11 protein-coding genes and 1 tRNA gene are annotated in these 22,720 nt (G+C 44.3%); 9 read left to right on the top strand and 3 right to left on the bottom strand.

Annotation, left to right across the window (positions count from 1 at the left end; translation table 11 throughout):
• Window positions 1-75 precede the first annotated feature (75 nt).
• Window positions 76-163, top strand: a tRNA-Ser gene (locus KSX81_RS28190).
• 88 nt (window positions 164-251) lie between these two features.
• Here the strand turns inward: KSX81_RS28190 and nuoE are convergent.
• From nuoE to nuoF, 3 genes are read right to left on the bottom strand one after another with little or no spacing between them, the layout of a single operon-like run.
• A complete protein-coding gene (gene nuoE, locus KSX81_RS28185; protein WP_004305841.1) occupies window positions 252-728 on the bottom strand; it encodes an NADH-quinone oxidoreductase subunit NuoE in 477 nt (158 codons plus the stop codon).
• A gap of 19 nt (window positions 729-747) precedes the next feature.
• The gene (locus KSX81_RS28180; protein WP_004305843.1) at window positions 748-2,514 is read right to left on the bottom strand and encodes an NADH-dependent [FeFe] hydrogenase, group A6; all 1,767 of its coding nucleotides are present in this window, start codon (window positions 2,512-2,514) and stop codon (window positions 748-750) included.
• 13 nt (window positions 2,515-2,527) lie between these two features.
• Window positions 2,528-4,435 carry an NADH-quinone oxidoreductase subunit NuoF gene (nuoF, locus tag KSX81_RS28175; protein ID WP_004325481.1) on the bottom strand — a complete coding sequence of 636 codons (1,908 nt, stop codon included), beginning with the start codon at window positions 4,433-4,435 and terminating at the stop codon, window positions 2,528-2,530.
• A 162-nt stretch (window positions 4,436-4,597) separates the two neighbouring features.
• Between nuoF and KSX81_RS28170 the strand changes: the two genes are divergently transcribed.
• The 8 genes from KSX81_RS28170 to KSX81_RS28135 all read left to right on the top strand — a co-directional run bounded on the left by KSX81_RS28170 (window position 4,598) and on the right by KSX81_RS28135 (window position 22,720).
• The gene (locus KSX81_RS28170; protein ID WP_217725503.1) at window positions 4,598-7,351 is read left to right on the top strand and encodes a heparinase II/III family protein; all 2,754 of its coding nucleotides are present in this window, start codon (window positions 4,598-4,600) and stop codon (window positions 7,349-7,351) included.
• 241 nt (window positions 7,352-7,592) lie between these two features.
• Window positions 7,593-8,138 (top strand): DUF3575 domain-containing protein, encoded by a 546-nt coding sequence (locus KSX81_RS28165; RefSeq protein WP_004305849.1) that lies wholly within the window; start codon window positions 7,593-7,595, stop codon window positions 8,136-8,138.
• 26 nt (window positions 8,139-8,164) lie between these two features.
• Window positions 8,165-10,198 (top strand): tetratricopeptide repeat protein, encoded by a 2,034-nt coding sequence (locus KSX81_RS28160; protein ID WP_009039932.1) that lies wholly within the window; start codon window positions 8,165-8,167, stop codon window positions 10,196-10,198.
• Window positions 10,199-10,222: 24 nt separating this feature from the next.
• Entirely contained in the window at window positions 10,223-12,589 is a 2,367-nt protein-coding gene (locus tag KSX81_RS28155) for a hypothetical protein (protein ID WP_217725502.1), read from the top strand.
• A gap of 194 nt (window positions 12,590-12,783) precedes the next feature.
• The gene (locus tag KSX81_RS28150; protein WP_118419240.1) at window positions 12,784-16,893 is read left to right on the top strand and encodes a hybrid sensor histidine kinase/response regulator transcription factor; all 4,110 of its coding nucleotides are present in this window, start codon (window positions 12,784-12,786) and stop codon (window positions 16,891-16,893) included.
• Window positions 16,894-17,084: 191 nt separating this feature from the next.
• On the top strand, window positions 17,085-18,497 hold the full coding sequence (locus KSX81_RS28145) for a glycosyl hydrolase family 28 protein (protein ID WP_118419239.1): 1,413 nt from the start codon (window positions 17,085-17,087) through the stop codon (window positions 18,495-18,497).
• Between the two features lie 409 nt (window positions 18,498-18,906).
• Window positions 18,907-19,425 (top strand): sigma-70 family RNA polymerase sigma factor, encoded by a 519-nt coding sequence (locus KSX81_RS28140; RefSeq protein WP_022136962.1) that lies wholly within the window; start codon window positions 18,907-18,909, stop codon window positions 19,423-19,425.
• 43 nt (window positions 19,426-19,468) lie between these two features.
• On the top strand, window positions 19,469-22,720 hold the full coding sequence (locus KSX81_RS28135) for a SusC/RagA family TonB-linked outer membrane protein (RefSeq protein ID WP_118419237.1): 3,252 nt from the start codon (window positions 19,469-19,471) through the stop codon (window positions 22,718-22,720).

The raw sequence follows: 22,720 nt of genomic DNA, 5'->3' as shown, positions 1-22,720 counted from the left end.
GTCTCTCCGCTAGAAAGCAGCTTTTTGCTGCTTTCTGTTTTTATGGAGAGTTTTTTCTCTAGTTGGTAATTGTAAGGAGAGGTGCTCGAGTGGTTGAAGAGGCACGCCTGGAAAGCGTGTATACCCCTAAAGGGTATCACGAGTTCGAATCTCGTTCTCTCCGCATCATTTTTTTACATTTTAATATTAATGAACGGCTGTTTTGACTTATCAAGGCAGCCGTTTGTTTTATATTGTTTTCGGGAATTCGGTTATTCCAATTCTTCAATAATCTTCTTTACATCTACCGGTTGTAATCGACCATATACCTTCTCGCCGATCATCACTACCGGAGCCAGTCCGCAGGCGCCTACACAACGCAGACAGTCTAATGAGAACTTTCCGTCCGGGGTAGTGTCACCGACTTCGATACCTAATACACGTTTGAACTCTTCCAGCAGTTTTTCTGAACCACGTACATAACAAGCTGTACCCATGCAAACAGAGATGGGATGTTTTCCTTTGGGAGTCATGGTAAAGAAAGTATAGAAAGTGACGACACCATACACTTTCGATACGGGAATTCCAAGTTTGGAAGCGATAATCCGTTGCGTTTCCTCGGGTAGATACCCTTGCAAATGCTGTGCCTCATGCAAAATATTGATAAGTTCGCCCGGTTTGTTTCCATGCTTGTCGCAGATCGTTTTGATTTGCTCTGCCATGTCACAGGCTAGTTTGATATCTGACATAATACTCTTCATTTAAAAGTTAATCAATCGCTTTGTTGAAATAATGCGTATGCAGGAGAGTTTCCGATTTCTCACCTAGCGGTTTGCCGAGATAATCCTCGTATAATGTCTTGATATACGGATTCTCGTGCGATTTGCGCAAAGGTTTGTTGGCGTCTTCACGGTAAAGTGCGTTGGCGCGTGCATAGAGTATTTCCGAGTTGCCGTGATGCAAAGGCTGCCCGCCGCCACCGATACAGCCTCCGGGGCAAGCCATAATTTCGATTACATGATATTCGTTATGTCCGTTCCGTATATCTTCCAGTAGATGACGAGCGTTGCCTAGTCCGTGTGCGATGCCTACTTTTAATTCAAATCCGTTTAGGTTAATGGTAGCACGACGGACGCCATTTAGTCCGCGTACCTGTTCGAAATTTACATTTTTCAAAGGTTCTCCGGTATAGATTTCATAGACAGAACGGAGGGCGGCTTCCATTACACCACCTGTTGTTCCGAAAATGACACCGGCACCTGTCGATTCACCCATCGGGTTGTCGAATGGGCTGTCCAGTACGAGAGGGAACCCGATATTGGCACGTTTAATTAGTCGTGCCAGTTCACGGGTAGAGATAGAATAATCCACATCGGGGATACCGTTCACTTTGAATTCATCACGTGCACATTCGTACTTTTTAGCCAGACAAGGCATGATAGATACGACAACCAGTTTTTCTCTGGGTATGCCCATTTTCTCCGCCCAATAGGATTTGGCAATGGAACCGAACATCTGTTGTGGGGAGCGGGCGGTGGACGGAATGTCCAGCATGTCCGGGAAATGATGTTCGAAGAAGTTGACCCATGCCGGACAGCAGGAAGTCAGGATAGGTAATCGTACGGATTTATCTCCGTTGAGATAGCGCGTCAGACGGTTTAGTATTTCCGATCCTTCTTCCATGATGGTGAGGTCGGCGGCAAAGTCAGTATCGAATACATAGTCGAATCCCAGTTCACGCAGTGCATAAACCATTTTTCCGGTTACCAGTGTGCCGGGAGGAAAACCGAATTCTTCGCCTAGGGCAGCACGTACGGCAGGGGCTGTTTGCACAATCACCACTTTATCCGGGTTAGCTAAGTCGTCGAGCAGGCGGTTCGTATAATCGCGTTCGGTCAGTGCACCTACCGGACAGACAGCTACGCATTGTCCGCAATAGGTACATTCGCTTTCCGTCATCATCCGGTCAAAGGCAGGGGCTATCGTCGTGTTGAATCCGCGACGGATGGCACCGAGCGCACCGACTGTCTGAACATCGTTACAGACACTTTCACAGCGGCGACAGAAAATACATTTATCCATGTTGCGCACGATGGAGGCAGTGATTTCCCGCTTGCGGGGAGAGAGCTCGCCTCCATTGAAAGGCATTTCGCGGATATTAAAGCGTAGCGCTAATGTCTGAAGTTCACAATTGCCACATTTGGGGCAGGTGAGACAGTCGTTGGGATGATCCGACAGGATAAGTTCGGCTACCACTTTGCGTGCGTTCATCACACGTAGCGTACTGGTTTTTACTACCATTCCTTCTGTGCAACGGGTAGCGCAGGCAGGAGCCAGATTGCGCCGTCCCATCACTTCAACCACACAAATACGGCAGGAAGCCGGATTATTTTTTATACAGGTTCCTTTCAGGTCGATATGACACAGCGTAGGTATATTGATACCGATTTTGATAGCGGCTTCAAGAATAGTGCTTCCCTCGGGCACAGTGATGAAATGACCGTCTATCTGGAGAGTAATTTGTTTTTCTTCCATAGTAAATAAGATTTTAGCAGACAAGAATAGCATTGAATTTGCAGCGTGCCATACACATGCCGCATTTGATACATTTATCGGGAGCAATGACATGTGGCTTACGCACCAGTCCGCTGATAGCATCCGCCGGACAGTTTTTGGCGCATAGATGACAACCAATGCAACGTTCCGGACTGATGGTATATGTTAATAGTGATTTACATTGCTTGGCGCGACAAGTCTTATCCCGCACGTGCTCCATATATTCATCGTAGAAGTTATCCAATGTGGATAAAACGGGATTCGGAGAGGTTTGTCCCAGTCCGCAGAGGGCCGTATCTTTGATGACTTGTCCCAAAGTGGCAAGTGTGTCCAGGTCTTTTTCTGTGCCTTTTCCTTCTGTAATCTTGTTCAGTAGTTCCAACAGACGTTTGTTTCCAATGCGGCAAGGTGTGCATTTCCCGCAGGACTCTTCCACTGTAAAATCCAGATAAAAGCGGGCTACGGATACCATGCAGTCGTCCTCATCCATGACAATCATCCCTCCTGAACCCATCATGGAACCGGCCGAGAGAAGGTTGTCAAAGTCAATGGGAGTGTCCAGATGTTTTTCTGTCAGACAGCCGCCTGACGGTCCTCCTGTTTGTACAGCTTTGAACTTCTTTCCGCCTTTGATGCCTCCTCCGATTTCGTAGATTACTTCCCGAAGAGTAGTTCCCATCGGCACTTCGATCAGTCCGACATTATTAATCTTTCCGGCAAGAGCAAACACTTTGGTTCCTTTGGAACGTTCTGTGCCAATCGTTGCAAACCAGTCGGCTCCTTTGGTTAGAATAATGGGAATATTGGCAAGCGTTTCCACATTATTTACATTGGTTGGTTTTCCCAGATAACCGGATTCGGCAGGGAAGGGAGGTTTCAGAGTCGGCTCTCCCCGTTTTCCTTCCATCGAATGAATAAGGGCAGTTTCTTCTCCGCAGACAAAAGCTCCGGCTCCGTATCGTATTTCTATGTCGAAACTGAAATCTGTTCCTAAGATATGATCTCCTAGTAATCCGTATTCGCGTGCCTGATTGATAGCTGTTTTCAGTCGGTTGATAGCTAACGGATATTCGGCACGGATATATACTAATCCTTTAGTGGAACCAATGGAATAACCGCAGACACACATCGCTTCTACAATCGAATGTGGGTCGCCCTCCATAATGGAACGGTCCATGAATGCACCGGGATCTCCTTCGTCGGCGTTACAAACCACGTATTTGACATCTGACTGTTGCTTGTTGGCAAATTCCCATTTCAGTCCCGTCGGGAAACCGCCACCACCACGTCCGCGAAGTCCCGAACGTTTGATAATATCAATAACGTCCGTCGGCTGTTTGTTAAGCAGGCAATCGGCCAATGCAAAGTATCCTTCACGGGCGATATACTCTTCAATATTTTCGGGATCGATAAAACCACAGTTACGCAATGCGATGCGGAGTTGTTTCCGGTAGAAATCCATGTGCTTGGAGTCGCTGACGGTATGTTCCGTTTTGGGATCTACATACAGCAACCGTTCGATTCTTCGTCCTCCGATGATATGCTCGTTGATGATTTCTTCCGCATCTTCGGGAGTGACTTGGGTGTAAAAGGTATTATCGGGGATAATTTTCACGATAGGACCTTTTTCACAGAAGCCGAAACAGCCTACGGTGATGACTTCTACTTTATCGGTGATTTCGTTCTTTTTGATGGCTTTTAGAAGATTGTCTGTAATACCCTGGCTGGAAGATGCCTTACAGCCTGTACCACCGCAGATCAGAATCTGAAGATGTTGCGCACCGGATGCCAGTCCGTAACACTTTTCAGTCACCTTTTCATTACTTTCTTCGCGCAATGAAAGATTGTGCTCTGCTCTCTTCCTGATTGTTGCCAAATCATGGATAGATAAAATTTTCATAAGTATCAGAATTGTTAGTCGGTTTTTTGCAAATATAATTCTTTGTTTGAAATAACAGCGTAGTCTCGTACAAATAAAATTGTTCTTTGACGGAGGATTTAGGTAAATAAATCTCTATCTTCGTATTTAATAGGTATCAAACCTAAAAAATATAACTGAAGTATGAGACGAATTTTACTTGGACTATGTTTTCTATCCTTTCTGAACAGCGCATCCGGACAAGAGATTCCTTTGCCGGAAAAGATGCCGCAGACACATCCGCGGGTACTGACTACTCCGGCGGGAAAGCAGGAAACATGGAAGCTGATTAAAAAAGAAGAATGGGCGAAAGATGTTTTCAATAAATTGAAGGAACGGACGGAAGTATATACGAACCTGACGGATGCTGAACCGGCGTGGTTGCTGTCTCGTTTGGCAATGTACTGGAAGTCTCATGCCACGGAAGTATATGTGAAAGGTGAAACGTTCGACCATGCAGGTGGTGAAAGAGCTCCTTATCCCACTGTGCGCTACACGGGAACCCGTGGCACAGCTGCTACCCACGGCCGTCCCAAATTGGCGGATGTCGTTCCTTATGATGATGAGGACGGGAATGTCACTTTCTGCAATAATGCACTTCCTGACCGTCCTATGGAGAGTGTACACCCATCCAAAACAGGCCGGAATATTGAAAGCCTGAACTGCGAAATCCTGGGAATTGCCCGTGATGCCGCTTTCCTTTATTGGATGACGGATGAAGAGAAATTCGCTAAACTTGCCGCAGGGGTCTTTGATACATATATGACAGGTATTTATTATAGAAACGTGCCCATCGACCTGAATCACGGCCATCAGCAAACATTGGTAGGATTGACTTCTTTCGAAGTCATCCATGAAGACGCACTCCATATCGCTGTCCCTTTATACGATTTTCTATATAATTATCTAAAGGCCAATTACCCGGATAAAATGGAAATCTACGCCGGAGCTTTTAAGAAATGGGCGGATAATATCATAGCGAACGGTGTACCTCATAACAACTGGAATTTGCTACAGGCACGGTTTATTATGAATGTCGGATTGGTATTGGAAGACAATAAAGAATATGCCGACGGAAAAGGACGTGAATATTATATCGACTATGTGATGAACCGTTCCAGCATCCGCCAATGGAGTCTGACGCGATTGGCAGATTATGGTTTCGATATAAATACGGGAATTTGGGCAGAATGTCCGGGATATAGCAGTGTGGTAATCAATGATTATGCCAATTTCGTGAATCAGTTTGATACGAATCTGCAATATGATTTGGTGAAAGCAATGCCTGTATTGTCGAAAGCGGTAGCAACCACTCCCCAATATCTGTTTCCCAACCGTATGATTTGTGGCTTTGGAGATACGCATCCGGGATATTTGAGTACGAACTTCTTTATCCGTATGATACAGAATGCACAGGCGAACGGGAAGAAAGAACAGGAAAACTATTTCACGGCTTTATTGAAATGCCTGAACCCGGATTTGGGAAATGATAAAACAGAAAAGAAGAATGTGCGTGTATCTGTCAATTCTTTCTTTGAAGATAAACCGCTGACGCTAAATCCCAAAGTGCAGCCGGGAAAGATAGAAGATTATGTTTCTCCTTTGTTTTATGCTCCCAATGTGTCATGGCTGGTACAGCGCAACGGTATGCATCCGCGCAACAGTTTGATGATTTCGTTGAATGGCAGTGAAGGGAATCACATGCACGCTAACGGCATTTCGATGGAACTTTACGGAAAAGGATACGTATTGGGTCCGGATGCAGGTATCGGGCTTTTCCTGTATAGCGGACTGGATTATGCGGAATATTATTCTCAATTCCCCAGTCATAATACAGTTTGTGTGGATGGAATATCGAGCTATCCGGTGATGAAAAGTAACCATTCTTTTGATTTGCTTTCCTGTTTCCCGGCATCAGCGGAACCGGGCAAAGCATTTACGTCCGTTACTTACAGTAACCTTTATTTCCGTGAACCGGAAAGCAGGGCGGATCAGACCCGTATGATGAGTATTGTCACTACCGGGGCGGAGACGGGGTATTATGTCGATGTATTCCGCAGCCGGAAAGAGAAAGGAGGCGATAAGATGCACGATTACTTCTATCACAACCTTGGGCAGACTTTGACATTGACGGCAGCAGATGGCAGCGACCTGAATCTCCAGCCTACGGAAGAACTCGCCTTTGCAGGCGCACATCTTTACGCTTATTCCTATTTATATGATAAGAAAGTGGCTGCGACCAATAAGGATGTCAAAGCAACTTTCACCATAGATATGAAAGATAAGGACGGCGATGATATATACATGAATCTTTGGATGAAAGGCGAACCGGATCGTGAAATCTTTACGGCTTTGGCGCCAATGACCGAAGGGCTAAGCCGTACACCGAATATGCCCTATAATATAAAGGAGCAGCCGACGCTGACATTTGTTGCCCGTCAGCATGGAGAAGCTTGGAATCGTCCTTTTGTCTCGATATATGAACCGAGTACGAAAAAGGAACCGTCTGCTATTCAGTCCGTCTCTTACTTTGATGCAGAAGGAGCAGGTTTGGAAGACTTTGCCGGTATCTGTGTGAAAAGCAAAAACGGACGTATAGATCATATCTTCTCTCTATCTGATGCCGCACAAACCGCTACTTATCAAGGAATGAAAGTGAAAGCGGATTATGCTGTTATCAGCAATGAATATGCAGGAAACCGGACGTTGTTTTTAGGGAATGGAACCCAATTGGTTGCACCCGGGGTAATGATTCAGACCGACAATGCCGCTAATGTATTGCTCGAAAAGAAAGAAGGGAAATGGTATATTATTTCTTCTGCTCCCTGTACGGTTGTTATCGGCGATAAGAAGATAAAACCCGATGCTGCGTCGGAGCCTATGTTGTTGCGTATCTGATGTTTCATTGGTAATAAAGAAAAATTGTATATCTTATCCGTAGTATGGTATATTATGGCCTAAGATGGAAATTGTTGCAATAAAAAACAAAAAAAGCGTGTTTAAACGTTTTTAATACTATATTTTTTCTAATTTTGTGGCTTTCTGTCCAAGTAGTATATAAAATGGACAGTAAGCCCTTTTTTTGTGGGTAAATATTTAGTGGGAAATATTTAGTGGGAAATAAATGATGGTATATGTGATGAGAAATGGTCGCAGGGTAATAGCTGCGTTATCATTTCTGTTATTATGTTGTGGTGTACATGTGCACGCACAACGGGTGGCTGTAAAGACAAATGCATTGGGTTGGCTGACCGCCAGTCCGAATGTAGAAGCAGAATTTGTATTGGGTAGTCATGTCTCCTTAAACATGGGGATTGCTGCGAACCCAATCAGTACAGACAACTTTAAAACGACTTTCACGCATTTTCAGCCTGAAGTTCGTTACTGGCTAAATCGTCCGATGGTGAGTCATTTTCTTGGAATCACCGCTTTCGTGAATAATTTTGATATGATGGTAAAAGATGTGCATCACAAAGGCGATGCATACGCCGCCGGTTTGACCTATGGATACGCATGGGTGCTGGGCGATCATTGGAACATCGAAGCAACTGCCGGAGTGGGTGTGTTGCGCTACCGTCAGTTTAAGTATGATAAGGGTACTCCGAAACCGGGTGCGGTCAACGATAGTAAGACCACCATTGCACCTGTCAAACTGGGGGTATCCTTTGTTTATATTATTCGATAACGAACATTAGCTAGTCAGAAAAGAGAATGAAAATCAATTTGAAACGTGATAGATTAACAGGTATACTTCTCGTGGCGATGATGTTCGTCGGTATGAATGTATCCGCCCAACGGATCCGCGTGCAGGGGCATATCACAAACCCGCAGGGAAAAAGTGTTCCGAATGTAAATGTGTTGAATCCGGTCAATGACGAACGTATAGAAATGTCCGACGAGGATGGTCGTTACAGTGTCTTGGTTGAGAAAAACGGCTCGTTGAAGTTTACATGTGTCGGTTATGAAGACAAAACAGTGAAGGTGGCAGGAAAGCAGATTCTGAATGTAGTATTGAAAGATGCCGTCATCGAACTGGACGAAGTAACGATTACTTCCAAAGTGAAGGACAAAGTGATTCCGGAACCTACGGACATCGAAATCAAAGGCAATTATTTCCATCTGAAAACCCGTGTCCCGGTGCCTAAGGAGATGTTTAACTCACATCGCCGCTTGGTATTGCAGCCTTCCATTTATGATGTGACACTGAAAAAGCGTCTGTTGATGCGTCCTGTTGTATTTGACGGGGATACTTATAATACAACGCAAAATCGAATGTACGATTATGATATGGATAAAGATCCTTTGCACGATTATATCCGTGTGAAAACTACTTCTTCGCGCAAGGGGGATATTATTGCTTACCATGATTCTATCTATATAGAATATCTGCAACATGACTACCGTGCAGATGTGCATCTGGCGATGGAAAATTACCGGAATATCATTTATCGTGACTCTTTCTCCATTGCACGCGGAACGGTCAACCCGCTTCGTTTCTTGGAGTATAAATTCTCCGCTTTCAGCCTGACGGACGAGAAATACCTTCCGAAACCCGTGATGCAGTTGCGGGATACGAAAGGTGAGGTAAACTTAACCTTCCTGGTAGGTAAAGCCGACCTGGATGATAAGAATCCACAGAATCAGGTGGAACTGAACCGGTTGAACCAGGAATTGCGTGGTATTGAGACGAACCCGGATGCCTCTTTGAAGAGTTTTCATATTACGGGGGTGGCTTCGCCGGACGGTTCTTACGCGACGAATCTTCGTCTGGCAAAATTGCGTACGGATAAGGCCCTGGAACGTATACTGGCACAACTGGACCCGGAAACACGTAAACTGTTGGAGGTGAAATCGGATGCATCGGTTGCCTCCTGGAAGGAGGTAGCTGAATTGCTGAAAAAAAACTCCAAGCCGGAACTGGCTAAAGAAGTAGAGGACTTAATCAAACAATATGCAGCTACTCCTTACCGGTTGAATGGGGTCTTGAAATCGAAACCTTTCTACAAGGAACTTGCGGCTACTTATTTGCCTAAATTGAGAAAGGTGCAATATACCTATGGTTATTCAATCTTCCGTTCCTTGACAGACGACGAGATTAGAGAACTTTACAGAAAGAATCCGAAGGAACTGACCCGTTTCGAATATTACCGTATGATTACGACAGCAAAAACTCCCGACGAAAGGGAAAAGTATTGTAGGGAAGCTCTTGAACTTTATGATAACTTTACGTATGCAGCCAATGAACTGGCAGTGGCAACGATACAGAAAGATACTCCGGATTCACGTATTCTCGAACCGTTTGTCAGTAAATCGGCACCGGCGGAGTTATTGTCTAATCAGGCTATTGCCTTGCTACACGAAGGGAAATATACAAAAGCGGATTCAGTCTTGACATTAGTTCCCGAAGAAGCGGTTTCTGAAGATTTGCAGGCCATCGTTCAGGCATTGGCCGGTTATTATAATGATGCTTTCGAAAAGGTGGCGGCTACCAGCCCTTTCAATGAGGTGGTGATGCTGCTGGCAATGAAGAAGAATCAGGAAGCATGGGATAAGATTTCTACCATAGATGTAGAGACCGCCCGCGAATATTATATAAAAGCGATTGCCGCCAACCGCCTGGAGAAAATAGGTGATGCGATTATGAGCATTGAGAAGGCCCTTGAACTTGATCCTTCCTTATTGGAAGTAGCGAAGGTGGACGGTGATATTATTGACTTGCTGCCGGAAGAGCAGAAAATTAAATAATGATATATACAACAAGAGTAAACGATGAATATCTTCAGAATCAACAATAAATATGTAGCAGTGGCAATCTTCCTGATGCTTGCTGTTACCTTACAGGCACAGGATTATGGTGCATTGCAATATATGTTACAGAAACGGCCTGCAAATGAAAAGTTCGAGAGCAATAAATTCAATGAACATCTCTTTTTCTCTGCCGGAATAGGGCCATACAGCTTGTTAACAAGTGGAGATAGTCAGGATGGAATGGGAATGACCGCCCATCTCTTTATGGGAAAGTGGATTACTCCGGTTCATGGACTTCGGATAGGGGTGAATTTAGGTTATCTGCCGTCGAGTATCTACGATTCTAAAATAAAAATGGGTGGCGGCAGCCTGGACTATCTGTTGAATATGTCCTCCCTGGCATACGGATACAATGCAAACCGTTGTTTTGAGTTAGTAGGGATTGCAGGTATAGAAGCCGGTTATTCTAAGGTGGGCGACAATAGCGATCGTTCCGAAAAGTATCCGGATTTGAAAGGCGGCGGTCAGCTTTATTACGGCGCTCATCTCGGTTTACAGGGAAATGTACGTCTTTCTTCTACATTGGATTTGTTTGTAGAACCGCGGATCGGATGGTATAATGACGGTTTTGCGTATACGGAAAGTTGGAGAAACTATAAAATGGCTGGTTCGGTTCTGGTAGGTCTGACCTATATGCCTGCTGCTCCGATGGGAACTAAGATTCATTTCGATGATTTCGATAAAAGTTCCTTCCTGAATCATATGTTTATCTCTTTATCCGGTGGTATCAGTACACTGAAAGTTCCGGGAATCAAGAATACGATTAAAGGATTAGGTCCCCAGTTCTCTGCCGGAATCGGTAAATGGTTCAGTCCTTCTTCCGGTCTGCGTTTGTCCGGGACGGTTGGACTTTCAGACACCCCTTCGGGCAGTGCAAGCGGCTACTTTAAACATGTCGATCTGCATGCGGACTATCTGCTGAATATCAATAATGTTCTTTGGGGATATGATGAAGACAGAATATTTAGTCTGATCGGTATTGCCGGAGTTAACCTGGCAGGTACGAAAGGAGTGGATAAAACCGCCAAGTATGCTCCGGGAATAGGAGTCGGTGTGCAAGGAAGTTTCCGTATCAACCGTTCTGTGGATTTATTTATAGAACCTCGCTTCAATGTGTATAATAAGAAATATGCAGGAGGTTGCGGAGTAGGTGGCAATACGGATCAGCTCGGAGAGTTGAATTTTGGTTTGACTTATCATACGATTGACCGTGCGGCACGTCCGAAGAACGGATTCTCAAGCAATCACATCGCAGACAATCTGTTTATGACTTCGGGAATCGGTGTGCAAATGTTCCTGAATAAGACGAATCTTGAAAACCTTGGTTCTTTAGGTCCGCAGGCTTCTGTCTCTATCGGTAAGTGGTTGAGCCCTTATTCCGGTTTGCGCCTGGTGGGTACGGGTGGATTCTTTACGAACTATGTAGTTCCGGGAAGTGTTAAAGCGGGCAAACTTAGACATGTCAGTGTCAGTGGTGGTCTTGATTACTTGTGGAACATAACGTCTACCATGAGTGGATATAATCCCGATCGTATCTTTGATTTAATAGGTTCGGTAGGTGTCAACCTTGCTTATACTTCCAAATCAGACCATAAGTTCCAACCGGGTATTAATGCAGGCATACAGGGATTATGGCATGTGAATGATTTTCTCGGTTTGTACATTGAACCGCAGATTCGCTTGTGTGGAGATAAATTCATTGAAGGTAATCTGGGCTTTATGCAGAAAGACGTAATGGTAGGAGTCAATGCAGGTTTCCACTATCGCTTTGTTCCTTATTCAAAAGCAGCCAATCGTAGCGTGTTTGGTCAGGATGACAAGCGTTACTTCATCTCCGGTGCACTTGGATTGGGTAGCTTGCTCGTAGCCAACAAAGATTTGGTGAAGAATGCAGGTGTAGAAGCAAAAGGAAGCATAGGTAAATGGTACACTCCGTTATCTGCATGGCGGGTAAATGGAACAATTATGTACAAGGCCAAAACGTCGTCGAAGATGAATCTTCATTATGCCGGTTTGGGTATGGATTATATGATGAGTCTGGCCACATTGGCAAAAGGATACAGCCCCGATCATGTGATAGATGTTGTTCCTTTTGTGGGAGTTACGGCCGGACTGGTACGCCGTTACGGTAAGTTCCGAGCAGTGCCGGGAATGGATGCCGGTGTGCAGGTAAAGCTGAAAGTGGCTTCTTCTTTGTATCTGTATGCCGAACCTAAAGTCGGTATCCGTACCGATACATACGATGGCTCCGAACAGGGAAGACCTGACCGCGTAGCTTCCATGGTAGGTGGATTATTGTACAGATTCAGGATGCCTACTTTCCAATAAAAGTAGATAAAAAAATATAGGTGAGGTTGCGCAATCATTGAATCAGTATTGTGCAACCTTTTTGTATTCTATGGCTCCGGGTGGATAAGCAACTTTGTTTAAATAAAGTTAAAACAAAAAGCAGGAAGGGGTATTTTGTACTAGCTTTACGTAGATGATTAAAAAATAAGTTTGTCATCCAACTGTTTATTTGTATGAAAGCACCTCATATCCTGCTTGTTCTTCTGTTTTCTGTCTTGTGTTCGGTGAAACTGAATGCGGAACAATCTCCCTATATCTTTCGTCATATCGGAGTGACGGACGGTTTGCCCGATAATTACGTGAAAAGTGTGTTTGAAATACCCGACGGACGGTTGGGGGTAAGAACTACAGTCTTGTTAAGTTTATATGACGGCAATCAGTTTACCAGCTTTCCTTATAATTCGCGAAGCAGGTATCCGATAGCTTACCATCATGCTGTTCCCGAACAATATATTGATGTGCATAACCGCTTATGGATGAAAGAACGTGGCGGACTTCATGTTTTTGACTTAACAACCGAACGATATATTGCCAATGTCGATTCCTTGTTACAGGACTTTGGATTGACAGCCAAAGTCTCCGATATGTTTATTGATTCGGAACAACATTACTGGTTTGTTACTCCACAGTCTTCTGTCTATATGTATGACGAAAAAAAGAGAAAGTTGGAGCTGATTTGCGCTAGGGATGAGTTTATTGAATATTACGGAACATTGCAGAATGTAGAAAGTAAGGGGAACTGTGTATGGATGATTCATGAAAAAGGCGTCATACGATGTTATGATACAGAATTAGGACGATTCATCCGTCAGGAGGATTTTCTGATAGGAAAAATGAATCCGGGTGACCGTGCTGTCATAAAGATGCTGGATAATGGCGATTACTGGTTAATGTGGGACTGGGGGATAGGATATTACAGCAGTCAGGGAAAGAGATGGCAGGAAGTTTTTACCACTCCGCGGGACAATTATACCATACTGACTTCCATCTGTGTGGACAAGGAAGGCAATGCTTGTGTCGGTGGCGTTTCTCAAGGTATGTATAGGATTATGCGCCATAATCTGTCCGTTACCCGGATGAGGGACATTCCGTTGCATACAGGTGGAACGATACACAACGATATTCATAGCTTGTTCTTTGACTCCGGAAGCGGAGCTTTATGGCTGGGACTTTTCAGTCAGGGGATATGCTATTATCATCCGAGTATGGATAACTTTCCTCTTTACAACCGGACGAATACTTATGGGAAATGGAATAATGAAGATGTCTGTGCCTTTGCGGAAGATGAACAGGGAAATATTCTTTTGGGCACTCTTGGCGGGCTTCATTTATATGACCCTTCTACAAAGAGAGTGACTGTTCCCTATAGGGAATTAGACCATCAGATTTGTTGGGTGCTTTACAAGGATAGCAAACAGCGTATCTGGGTGGGAACTTATCAGGAAAATCTGTATTGCATTGACAAAGGCAAAGTAAGGCTGTATTCATATCCGAGCGGAGGCTATCAGCAAGATCCGGACTTCAGGAATATCCGCGCTATTATTGAAGATAAGAAAGGGCGCATGTGGATCAGTGTTTACGGTGGTGTGGGAAGTCTGGATGTGAATACCGGTAAAATAACCTTGCTGGTCGAAAAACATCCTGAACTGAAAGAATATAAAACGGCTGACGCACTGGCACTGGACAATAGTGGCAGACTGATAGTAGGAGCCTATAATGGTTTATATATCTATGATCAGGAGACGGATCAAGTCTGGATTCCCGAACGGGACGAACCATCCAACAAACTGTTTATCCATGACAGCAACAAATATAATTGTATCCTGAATGACAGTCGCGGCCTGCTGTGGTTCGGCACTCAATATGCGTTGAATATTGTAACTCCTGACAAGCAATTATATACACTTCAGGAAGGGGACGGACTCCCCAATGCTACCATACAAGGTATACAGGAAGACAATAACCATGATATATGGATTTCTACAATAAACTCTATCTGTAAGATAAAGGTTGATAAAAAAGGCGCGGATTATGTTTTCCACGTCGTATCATTTCCTACCGGAACAGGTTCGCAACAAGATGATTTATTTGATTTCCATTCTTTGAAAGCGAGAGACGGGAAAATCTATTTCGGCAGGACAAACGGCTTTAATGCCTTTAATCCGGAGAATGTGTTCTACGATAAATTTGTGAATCATCCGGTTTTCACCTCATTGAAGCTGTTCAATACATCCATTACTCCCGGGACGTACTATAATGGACGTGTCTTGCTCGATAAAGCGGTAAATTACGCTCGCAGTATCGAATTGGAGCATGATGAGAACTTCATAACACTGGATTTCTCAGGCGTAAATTTCTCCAATCCTTCTCATACTTTCTTCCGTTACCAATTGCAGGGATCCGATAAGGAGTGGATAGAAGTTCTTTCCGATAACGGGCAAGGACGGGCTGTTTATAACAATCTCTCTCCAGGTGAATATGTGTTTAGGGTATCAGCAGCCGGAAATGATAAACTCTGGGGGCCGGAGTCTTCATTTTCCATTGTTATCCATCCCCCTTTTTGGGAGACATTGATGGCGCGTATCATCTATTTCGTACTTTTTTGCGCCTTGTTATATGGTCTTGTCATATATATGAATAAGAGGAACCACCGGAAGTTGGTGGCTATGCAACATGAAGAAGCCCAGCGGCAAAAAGAAGAATTGAACCAGATGAAGTTCCGATTCTTTACGAATATCAGCCATGAGTTGCGTACCCCGCTGACACTGATTATTACACCTTTGGAAATCTTGAAACGCAAGATTGCGGACGAGTCGGTCAATAGGCAACTGAACACCATATACCGGAATGCACAGGAACTTCTGACGTTGGTAAATCAGTTGCTTGACTTCCGCAAACTGGAGATGAAAGGCGAGAAATTGCTCCTGATGAATGGAGATTTGGAAGAGTTTGTCACCTCTGTTTATAATAGCTTCTGTCCGGTCGCGGTAGAAAAGAAGTTGGATTTTACATGCCGGATTCCCCATCAATCACTCTATATGTATTTTGATAGGGATAAAGTACATAAGATTATTAATAATCTTCTTTCCAACGCATTTAAGTTTACCCCAGAAAACGGAAAAGTCACCTTGTCGCTTTCCGGGGAAGGGAAAGAAGGCAGACAATATGCAATGATAAGCGTATCGGATACGGGTGTCGGGATACCGGAAGCTGAATTGCCTTATATCTTTGACCGTTTTTATCAAGTGAGAAATTGGGAGGAGGAAAAGCCGGGCAGTGGTATCGGACTTCATCTTGTCAGGGAGTATGCAGTACTGCATGGCGGGAAAGTAACAGTTGAAAGTCATCCGGGACAAGGCTCTACATTTACTGTGTATCTGCCGGTAGATTTAAAACCGGAAGGGGAACAGCTTGAAACAGTGGAATCGAATCCTGCGGAAAGTGAAAGAACGGACGAGACACAGCAAGAAGCCGCTTTCCCGTCACAGGAGAACAGTGATGACCGGAAAAGGCTGTTGATTGTCGAAGACAACAAGGAATTCCGCACCTTCCTGAAAGAGCAATTGGAGGAATTCTATCAGGTGTTGGAGGCAGGTGATGGTGAAGAGGGGGAACAGTGTGCGATTGACAAGAATCCGGATTTGATAATCAGTGACATCATGATGCCTAAGGTCGATGGTATCGAACTGTGCCGGAGAGTCAAGACCAACGTGCAGACATCGCATATCCCTGTTATCCTGTTGACCGCACGAACGGCCGATGATATAAAGATTAATAGTTATGAAGTAGGGGCTGATTCTTATATGTCCAAGCCGTTCAACTTCGATATGTTGATGGTGCGCATTGAGAAACTGATAGAGCAACAGGAGAAAAGGAAGCAGGAATTCAGTAAAAACATAGAAGTCAATCCAAGCTTGATTACTATCACTTCTGTTGACGAGGAACTTATTCAGCGTGCTTTGGAATATATCGAGAAGAACATGGATAATACAGAATATGCAGTGGAAGAATTAAGCCGTGATTTAGGCATGACCCGCATGAATTTATATCGGAAGTTACAATCCATCACCGGAAACACCCCTTCCGACTTTATAAAAAGCATTCGTCTGAAACGGGCGGCGCAGCTTCTTCAGGGAAGTCGGTTGACGATGGCCGAAGTTGCAGACCGCGTCGGATTCAGCTCGGCAAGCTACTTCACAAAATGTTTCAAGGAAATGTTCGGGGTGACGCCCACCCAATATGCAGAGATGCATTCCGGAGACGAAAAGCAGGAATATAAATAGAAGACGGAAATATATTTGAGTAAATCTCCTTTATTGTTCGTAGTGGGCAATAAAGGAGATTTTTTTTGTGCATTTGTTACCAGTTTACCAGCTTCTGTTACCAGTTTACCAACCTTACAGGCATGGAAGGCGTAGCTTTGCAATTGTCTTCAATGAATAAAATAGATTAAAATATTAAATAGTTTAGTGAAATGAATATGACAGGATTTCTATCAGGTAAAAGAAAATGTTTATTGGCGATAGCTGTTGCGTTTTCAACATTTGTGAATGCCCAATTGGCGACTTATCCGGCAGGATTAAACACCGGCATGCCGCATAATGACGATTATACCGTCAAAGTGCGTCAAGTAGGTGGGGAGTGGAAAGATGTATTCGAGTATGAAGTTCATGTGGATATGGATAAAGTACAGTCTGCTTCGATGGTACAGTTTGATATGGGTGAGCCGGTGGAAGTGATGGTGAAAAAGAACAATGGCTTGATTCAGGATGTGAAAATCCGTCCGTTGGCAACAGGAATACAGCATACGGTAAACTCCAACGTTATATATTTCACACTGACAAAACCTCAATATCTCTCCATTGAATTCAACGGTGACCGTTTGCACAACCTGCATTTATTTGCCAATCCTTTGGAAACGGAAACCTACACCGAAAGTCGGGACAATGTGATGTACTTCGGCCCCGGCATTCATCTGCCTAAGGATCTGCCGAATACGGAAATACGGATTCCATCCAACACCACGGTTTATCTGGCTCCCGGAGCCGTCGTGAAAGCCAAGCTCCTGGTTGACAAAGCGGAAAATGTGCGCATCATCGGACGTGGTATTCTCTATCATTCCATTCGTGGAATAGAAGTCACTCATTCTAAAAATGTGTTGATTGATGGCATTACGGTAGTGAATCCCGACCATTATACGGTATTCGGCGGGGAGGCTACCGGACTGACCATTAAGAATCTGAAGTCTTTCAGTTGTAAAGGCTGGAGTGACGGTATAGATTTGATGTGTTGTAATGACGTATTGATAGATAATGTTTTTATGCGCAACAGTGATGACTGCATTGCTATATACGCCCATCGTTGGAATTATTATGGTGGAAGCCGCAATGTAACTTTACAGAACTCCATTCTTTGGGCGGATATCGCCCATCCAATTAATATTGGCGGGCATGGAAACCCGAATGACGCCATAGGTGAAATAGTAGAAAATATAACTGTCCGCAATGTCGATATTCTGGAACAGGATGAGGACGACCTGCCATATCAGGGGTGTATGGCAGTAGATTGTGGCGACAAGAATCTTGTTCGTAAAATCTTGTTTGAAGATATACGTGTGGAAAATATCCAGGAAGGAAGATTGTTTCATATTAATGTCCGTTTCAATCCCACGTATGACAAACAGCCCGGACGTGGCATTGAAGATGTCACTTTCCGCAATATCACCTATAATGGATTGGGTGAAAATCCTTCTTTGATAAAAGGGTTCGATAAAGAGCGTGGCGTGAAGAATGTGACTTTCGACAATGTGATAATCAATGGAGTGAAGATGAAGGATACCGACGGCTTTATCACGAATGAACATATAAAGAATATCAAAGTACGATAACCTGCTGTCTGTCATGCAGAGTATTAACAGATAAGTTCCCCGGCATTAAAGGTAAACTTCCTTTCTTCCGATACCAAACTTTCTTTTGCTTAAGTATAAACTATAAACGCAAGTTTCATTTATAAAATCAAAGCTTGCAATTATATAAATGAAACTTCCGTTTTTATAATCAAAGCTTGCATTTATAGTTTTCTCTTTGATCAGAACAACTTTAGAATTAAGGGAAAAGAAGTTTGTCATAAGGAGCTAATAACTTTTCTGTTAATAGATAAGATGATAGATAAGGGTACTCTTTAGTTTGGTTAATGCCTTATGTTACCCCTTTTACAGGTTTTGTTACTACGTTGCCATCCTAAAATACACTTCAAGCATACTTTTGTGGTATCGTGAAACGGATAAAATGAGTGCTATGAATAATACTACAATTACATTAGAAGATTTCTTCTCGGAATGTTATCTCCAATACTATGACATTATCAAGAGATACATTACTTTTCGTATTGACAACTCTTATGAAGCGGAAGATTTGGTGCAAGATGCTTTTGTACGTTTATGGGAACATAGGGCATTTGTGAATAAGGAAACAGTTCGTCCGTTGCTTTTTACTATTGCACGGAATTTGGTGACAGACAAAGTTCGCCGCTATTATAAAAAAGCGGAACTTCTCTCTTATATATATAAGGTACAAGAGGCAAGCCGGAATACGACGGAAGAAACAGTCTGTTCCAATGAGCTTCAACTATTGCATGGCCGGGCAGTGAACAGGCTTCCCGGCAAACGCCGTCAAATCTATGAACTTAGCTTTCGTGGAATGCCTTCGCCTGTTATTGCTGACAAACTTTCTTTGTCCGTCCGCACTGTTGAAGGACAGTTGCTGCTTGCCCGCAAGTCGGTACGGAATGTGTTAAAACAGCAATTGGCCGGCTGATTTTAAATGAAAATATACTAACTTCAATTATTAAATTAATATTATGAGAATTAAACCCAGTTTCTTATCTAGTAAAAGAGCCGTCATAGTTTTAGCTATGTTGGTAGGCGGTTCATCCGGTACGTTGCTTCTGGCAAATGCCGGTGTAGAAGAAAACTTGATTGTTGCTCAAACGGGGAGAACAGTCAAAGGAGTTGTTACAGACCAGAATGGTGAGCCGTTAATTGGTTGTAATGTCGTTGTCGTAGGTTCGCAAGAAGGAGTGATAACAGATCTTGATGGAAAATTCAGCTTGAAAGTGTCCGATGGGGCAAAACAGTTGAAGGTTACCTATATCGGATATGTAGATCAGGTTGTAACTATCGGCAATAGCCCGGAAATAAGGATCGTGCTGAAAGAAGACAATAATGCATTGGAAGAAGTGGTTGTTGTAGGTTACGGAACGCAGAAGAAAGCTACACTGACCGGTTCTATCGAACAGGTGAGCGGCAAGACGTTGGAAAGCCGTGCGGTGACCAATGTCGGTCTGGCCTTGCAGGGACAAACACCGGGTCTGGCGGTGACGCGTTCGTCCGCCCGTCCGGGAAATGAAGACTTGAAGTTCCAGATTCGTGGTGCCACATCCGTCAATGGGGGCGAACCGTTGGTGATTATCGACGGTGTTCCTGCTTTGAACGGCTATTCCTTTCAGAATATGAACTCGGATGATATTGAAAACATCAGTGTCCTGAAAGACGGTGCCGCCTCTATTTATGGTGCGAAAGCCGCCAATGGTGTAATCCTGGTTACCACCAAAAAAGGTAAGGGGAAAGTGAGCGTTGATTACAACTTCAATATGCGTTTCAATACGAATGGTATCACGGGATTCTCACCTTCCATGTCGGAATATGCCCAGATGTGGCTGGCTGCCAATAAGGAAGAAAAAGTTCCCGAATGGTGGGCATGGGTTTCGCAGGAAAACATGGAGCGGATGGCTCAAGGGATTGAAGGTATTTATCCTACCCAGTATTATGGGGATATATTTATCGGCAATGCCAACCGTCTGGATGAGATGTTTGCCACCCGTTTTTCCTATCAGCACAACTTGAGCATTTCCGGTGCTACGGACAAATCCGATTTCCGTATTTCGGCTGCTTATGCCGATAATCAAGGTAATCTGGCTACAGCGTACGACGGCCAGAAACAGATAAACCTGCGTCTGAACTATGGCTATCAATTAGCCAAATGGATGCGCCTGGAGACAGGAGCTAGCCTGGTAAATACAGAAACCGAGTCTCCTTCAGTGGGATTGGATAATACATTGTATGGCAATGACATGCCTTTCTTTCCCGCAAAGAACCCTTACGGACAGTGGTACGCCAATTTTGGCAATGTGGGCGACCGCCAGTCGGTTGCCGCAACGAGCGACGGCGGCCGGGATAACAAGAAGTCGTTGACGACCCGCATAGACATGAAGGCAATCGTTGATATCTGGAACGGTATCAGCTTTGAAGGTATGGCCTCTTTTCAGAACGAGGAATTTCGGCGTGAGCGTTGGGTGACCCCGGTGCAGACTTACGACTGGTTCGGGAATCCGGCGCAACAACTGGTCAACGCTACCGTAACGGGATTGAATACTACAGACCCTTCAAATCTGGCTCATAATAATCCGGGATACCTGACTGTTGCCGAGAATTATTTCTATCAATATTATTCCGCTTTGTTGAAATACAACAAAACATTTGCTGACGTACATAATATATCCGTGCTGGCGGGTATCAATGCGGAGAAGAAACAAGTGAAGAAATTGGCAGCCGGCCGCAAGGACTTTGAGAATGACGGAGTGTATGACTTGAATTTGGCAGACGGTACGCTTCAGGGAAACAGTGGCGGAAAGTTCCAGAACGGTACTTATTCGTATATTGCCAAAGTGAACTATGATTATGCGGAAAAGTATCTGATTGAACTCGTGGGGCGTCGTGACGGTAACTCCAAATTCGCCGACGGCTATCGTTTCCAGAATTATGGCTCCTTCTCTTTGGGCTGGGTGTTTACACAAGAGAACTTCATCAAACCCGTATCTTCTTTTATCGGTCTGGACTTTGGTAAGGTGCGTTTGAGTTATGGTAGTTCCGGAAATGATGCCGGACTGGGTGATTATGACTATGTGTCAACTGTTAATCAAGGAACTACGATATTGGGCTCGCCAGCCGGATCCTTAATTTCTACTTCATTGAACAATTCCGGTTTGATCAGCCTGACAAGAACATGGGAACGTGTCGAGCAGAAGAATATCGGTGTTGACCTGAATTTCCTGAATAACCGGCTGGTATTCAACTGGGACTATTTTATCAAAGAAAATAAAGGCATGTTGTCCGAGGTTTCATATCCCGCCCTCTTGGGAGGTCGGGCGCCTAAGACGAACAGCGGTCATTTGCGTGTAAGAGGATGGGAAGTATCCTTGACATGGCGTGATCGTATCAAAGATTTCTCCTATTTTGTTACGGCGAACGTAAGCGATACGCGCAGCAAATTGATGGAACTGGAAGGAGCAAATACAATCAAAGCCGGAAAGAATGAAACATTGAATGGCTATCCGCTGAATGCTTACTTCTTGTATAAGACGGACGGTTATTTCCAGTCGCAGGATGAGGTGAACGCTTATTATGCGAAATACGGTGGTACGGGAGCGTTGTCGGCTTTGCCGGCAGGCGGCAGCACGGAACTTCGCCCGGGGGATGTCAAACGTCTGGATATGAGTGGCGACCGTTCTATTTCCGCTGACGGCAGTGCTTCCAGTGACTTGATTTATATGGGAGATGGAAATGCCCATTATCTGTTCGGTATTACGCTTGGCGGTTCGTGGAAAGGTTTTGACTTTAACGCCTTGTTCCAGGGAGTTGGAAAGCAACTGATTATGAGACAGGGCTGGATGGCCTATCCGTTTGCAACCATCTATACCAATCAGAATTCAAAATTCATGGGAAAGACCTGGACGGAAGACAATCCGAATGCAGAGTTCCCGCGTCTGACTGTTTATACAGACCGTTCAAAATGGAATTATGAGAACAATGACTTCATGTTGCAGAACAACCGGTATATCCGTTTGAAATCATTGGTTGTCGGCTACACCTTGCCGCAAGTATGGACGAGAAAGGCGAAACTGGAGAAAGTCCGTGTTTATTTCTCCGGCAATGACTTGTGGGAGGCAACGAGTATCAAGGACGGGTTTGACCCGGAAATGGGAGAGATGTCACAGAACACCGGTTATCCATTCTCCAGAACATGGTCGTTCGGTATAAATGTCGGTTTCTGA

Source organism: Bacteroides sp. MSK.18.37 (assembly GCF_019129155.2).
GTDB lineage: Bacteria > Bacteroidota > Bacteroidia > Bacteroidales > Bacteroidaceae > Bacteroides > Bacteroides ovatus.
This window is presented reverse-complemented; position numbering and strand designations above follow the sequence as displayed.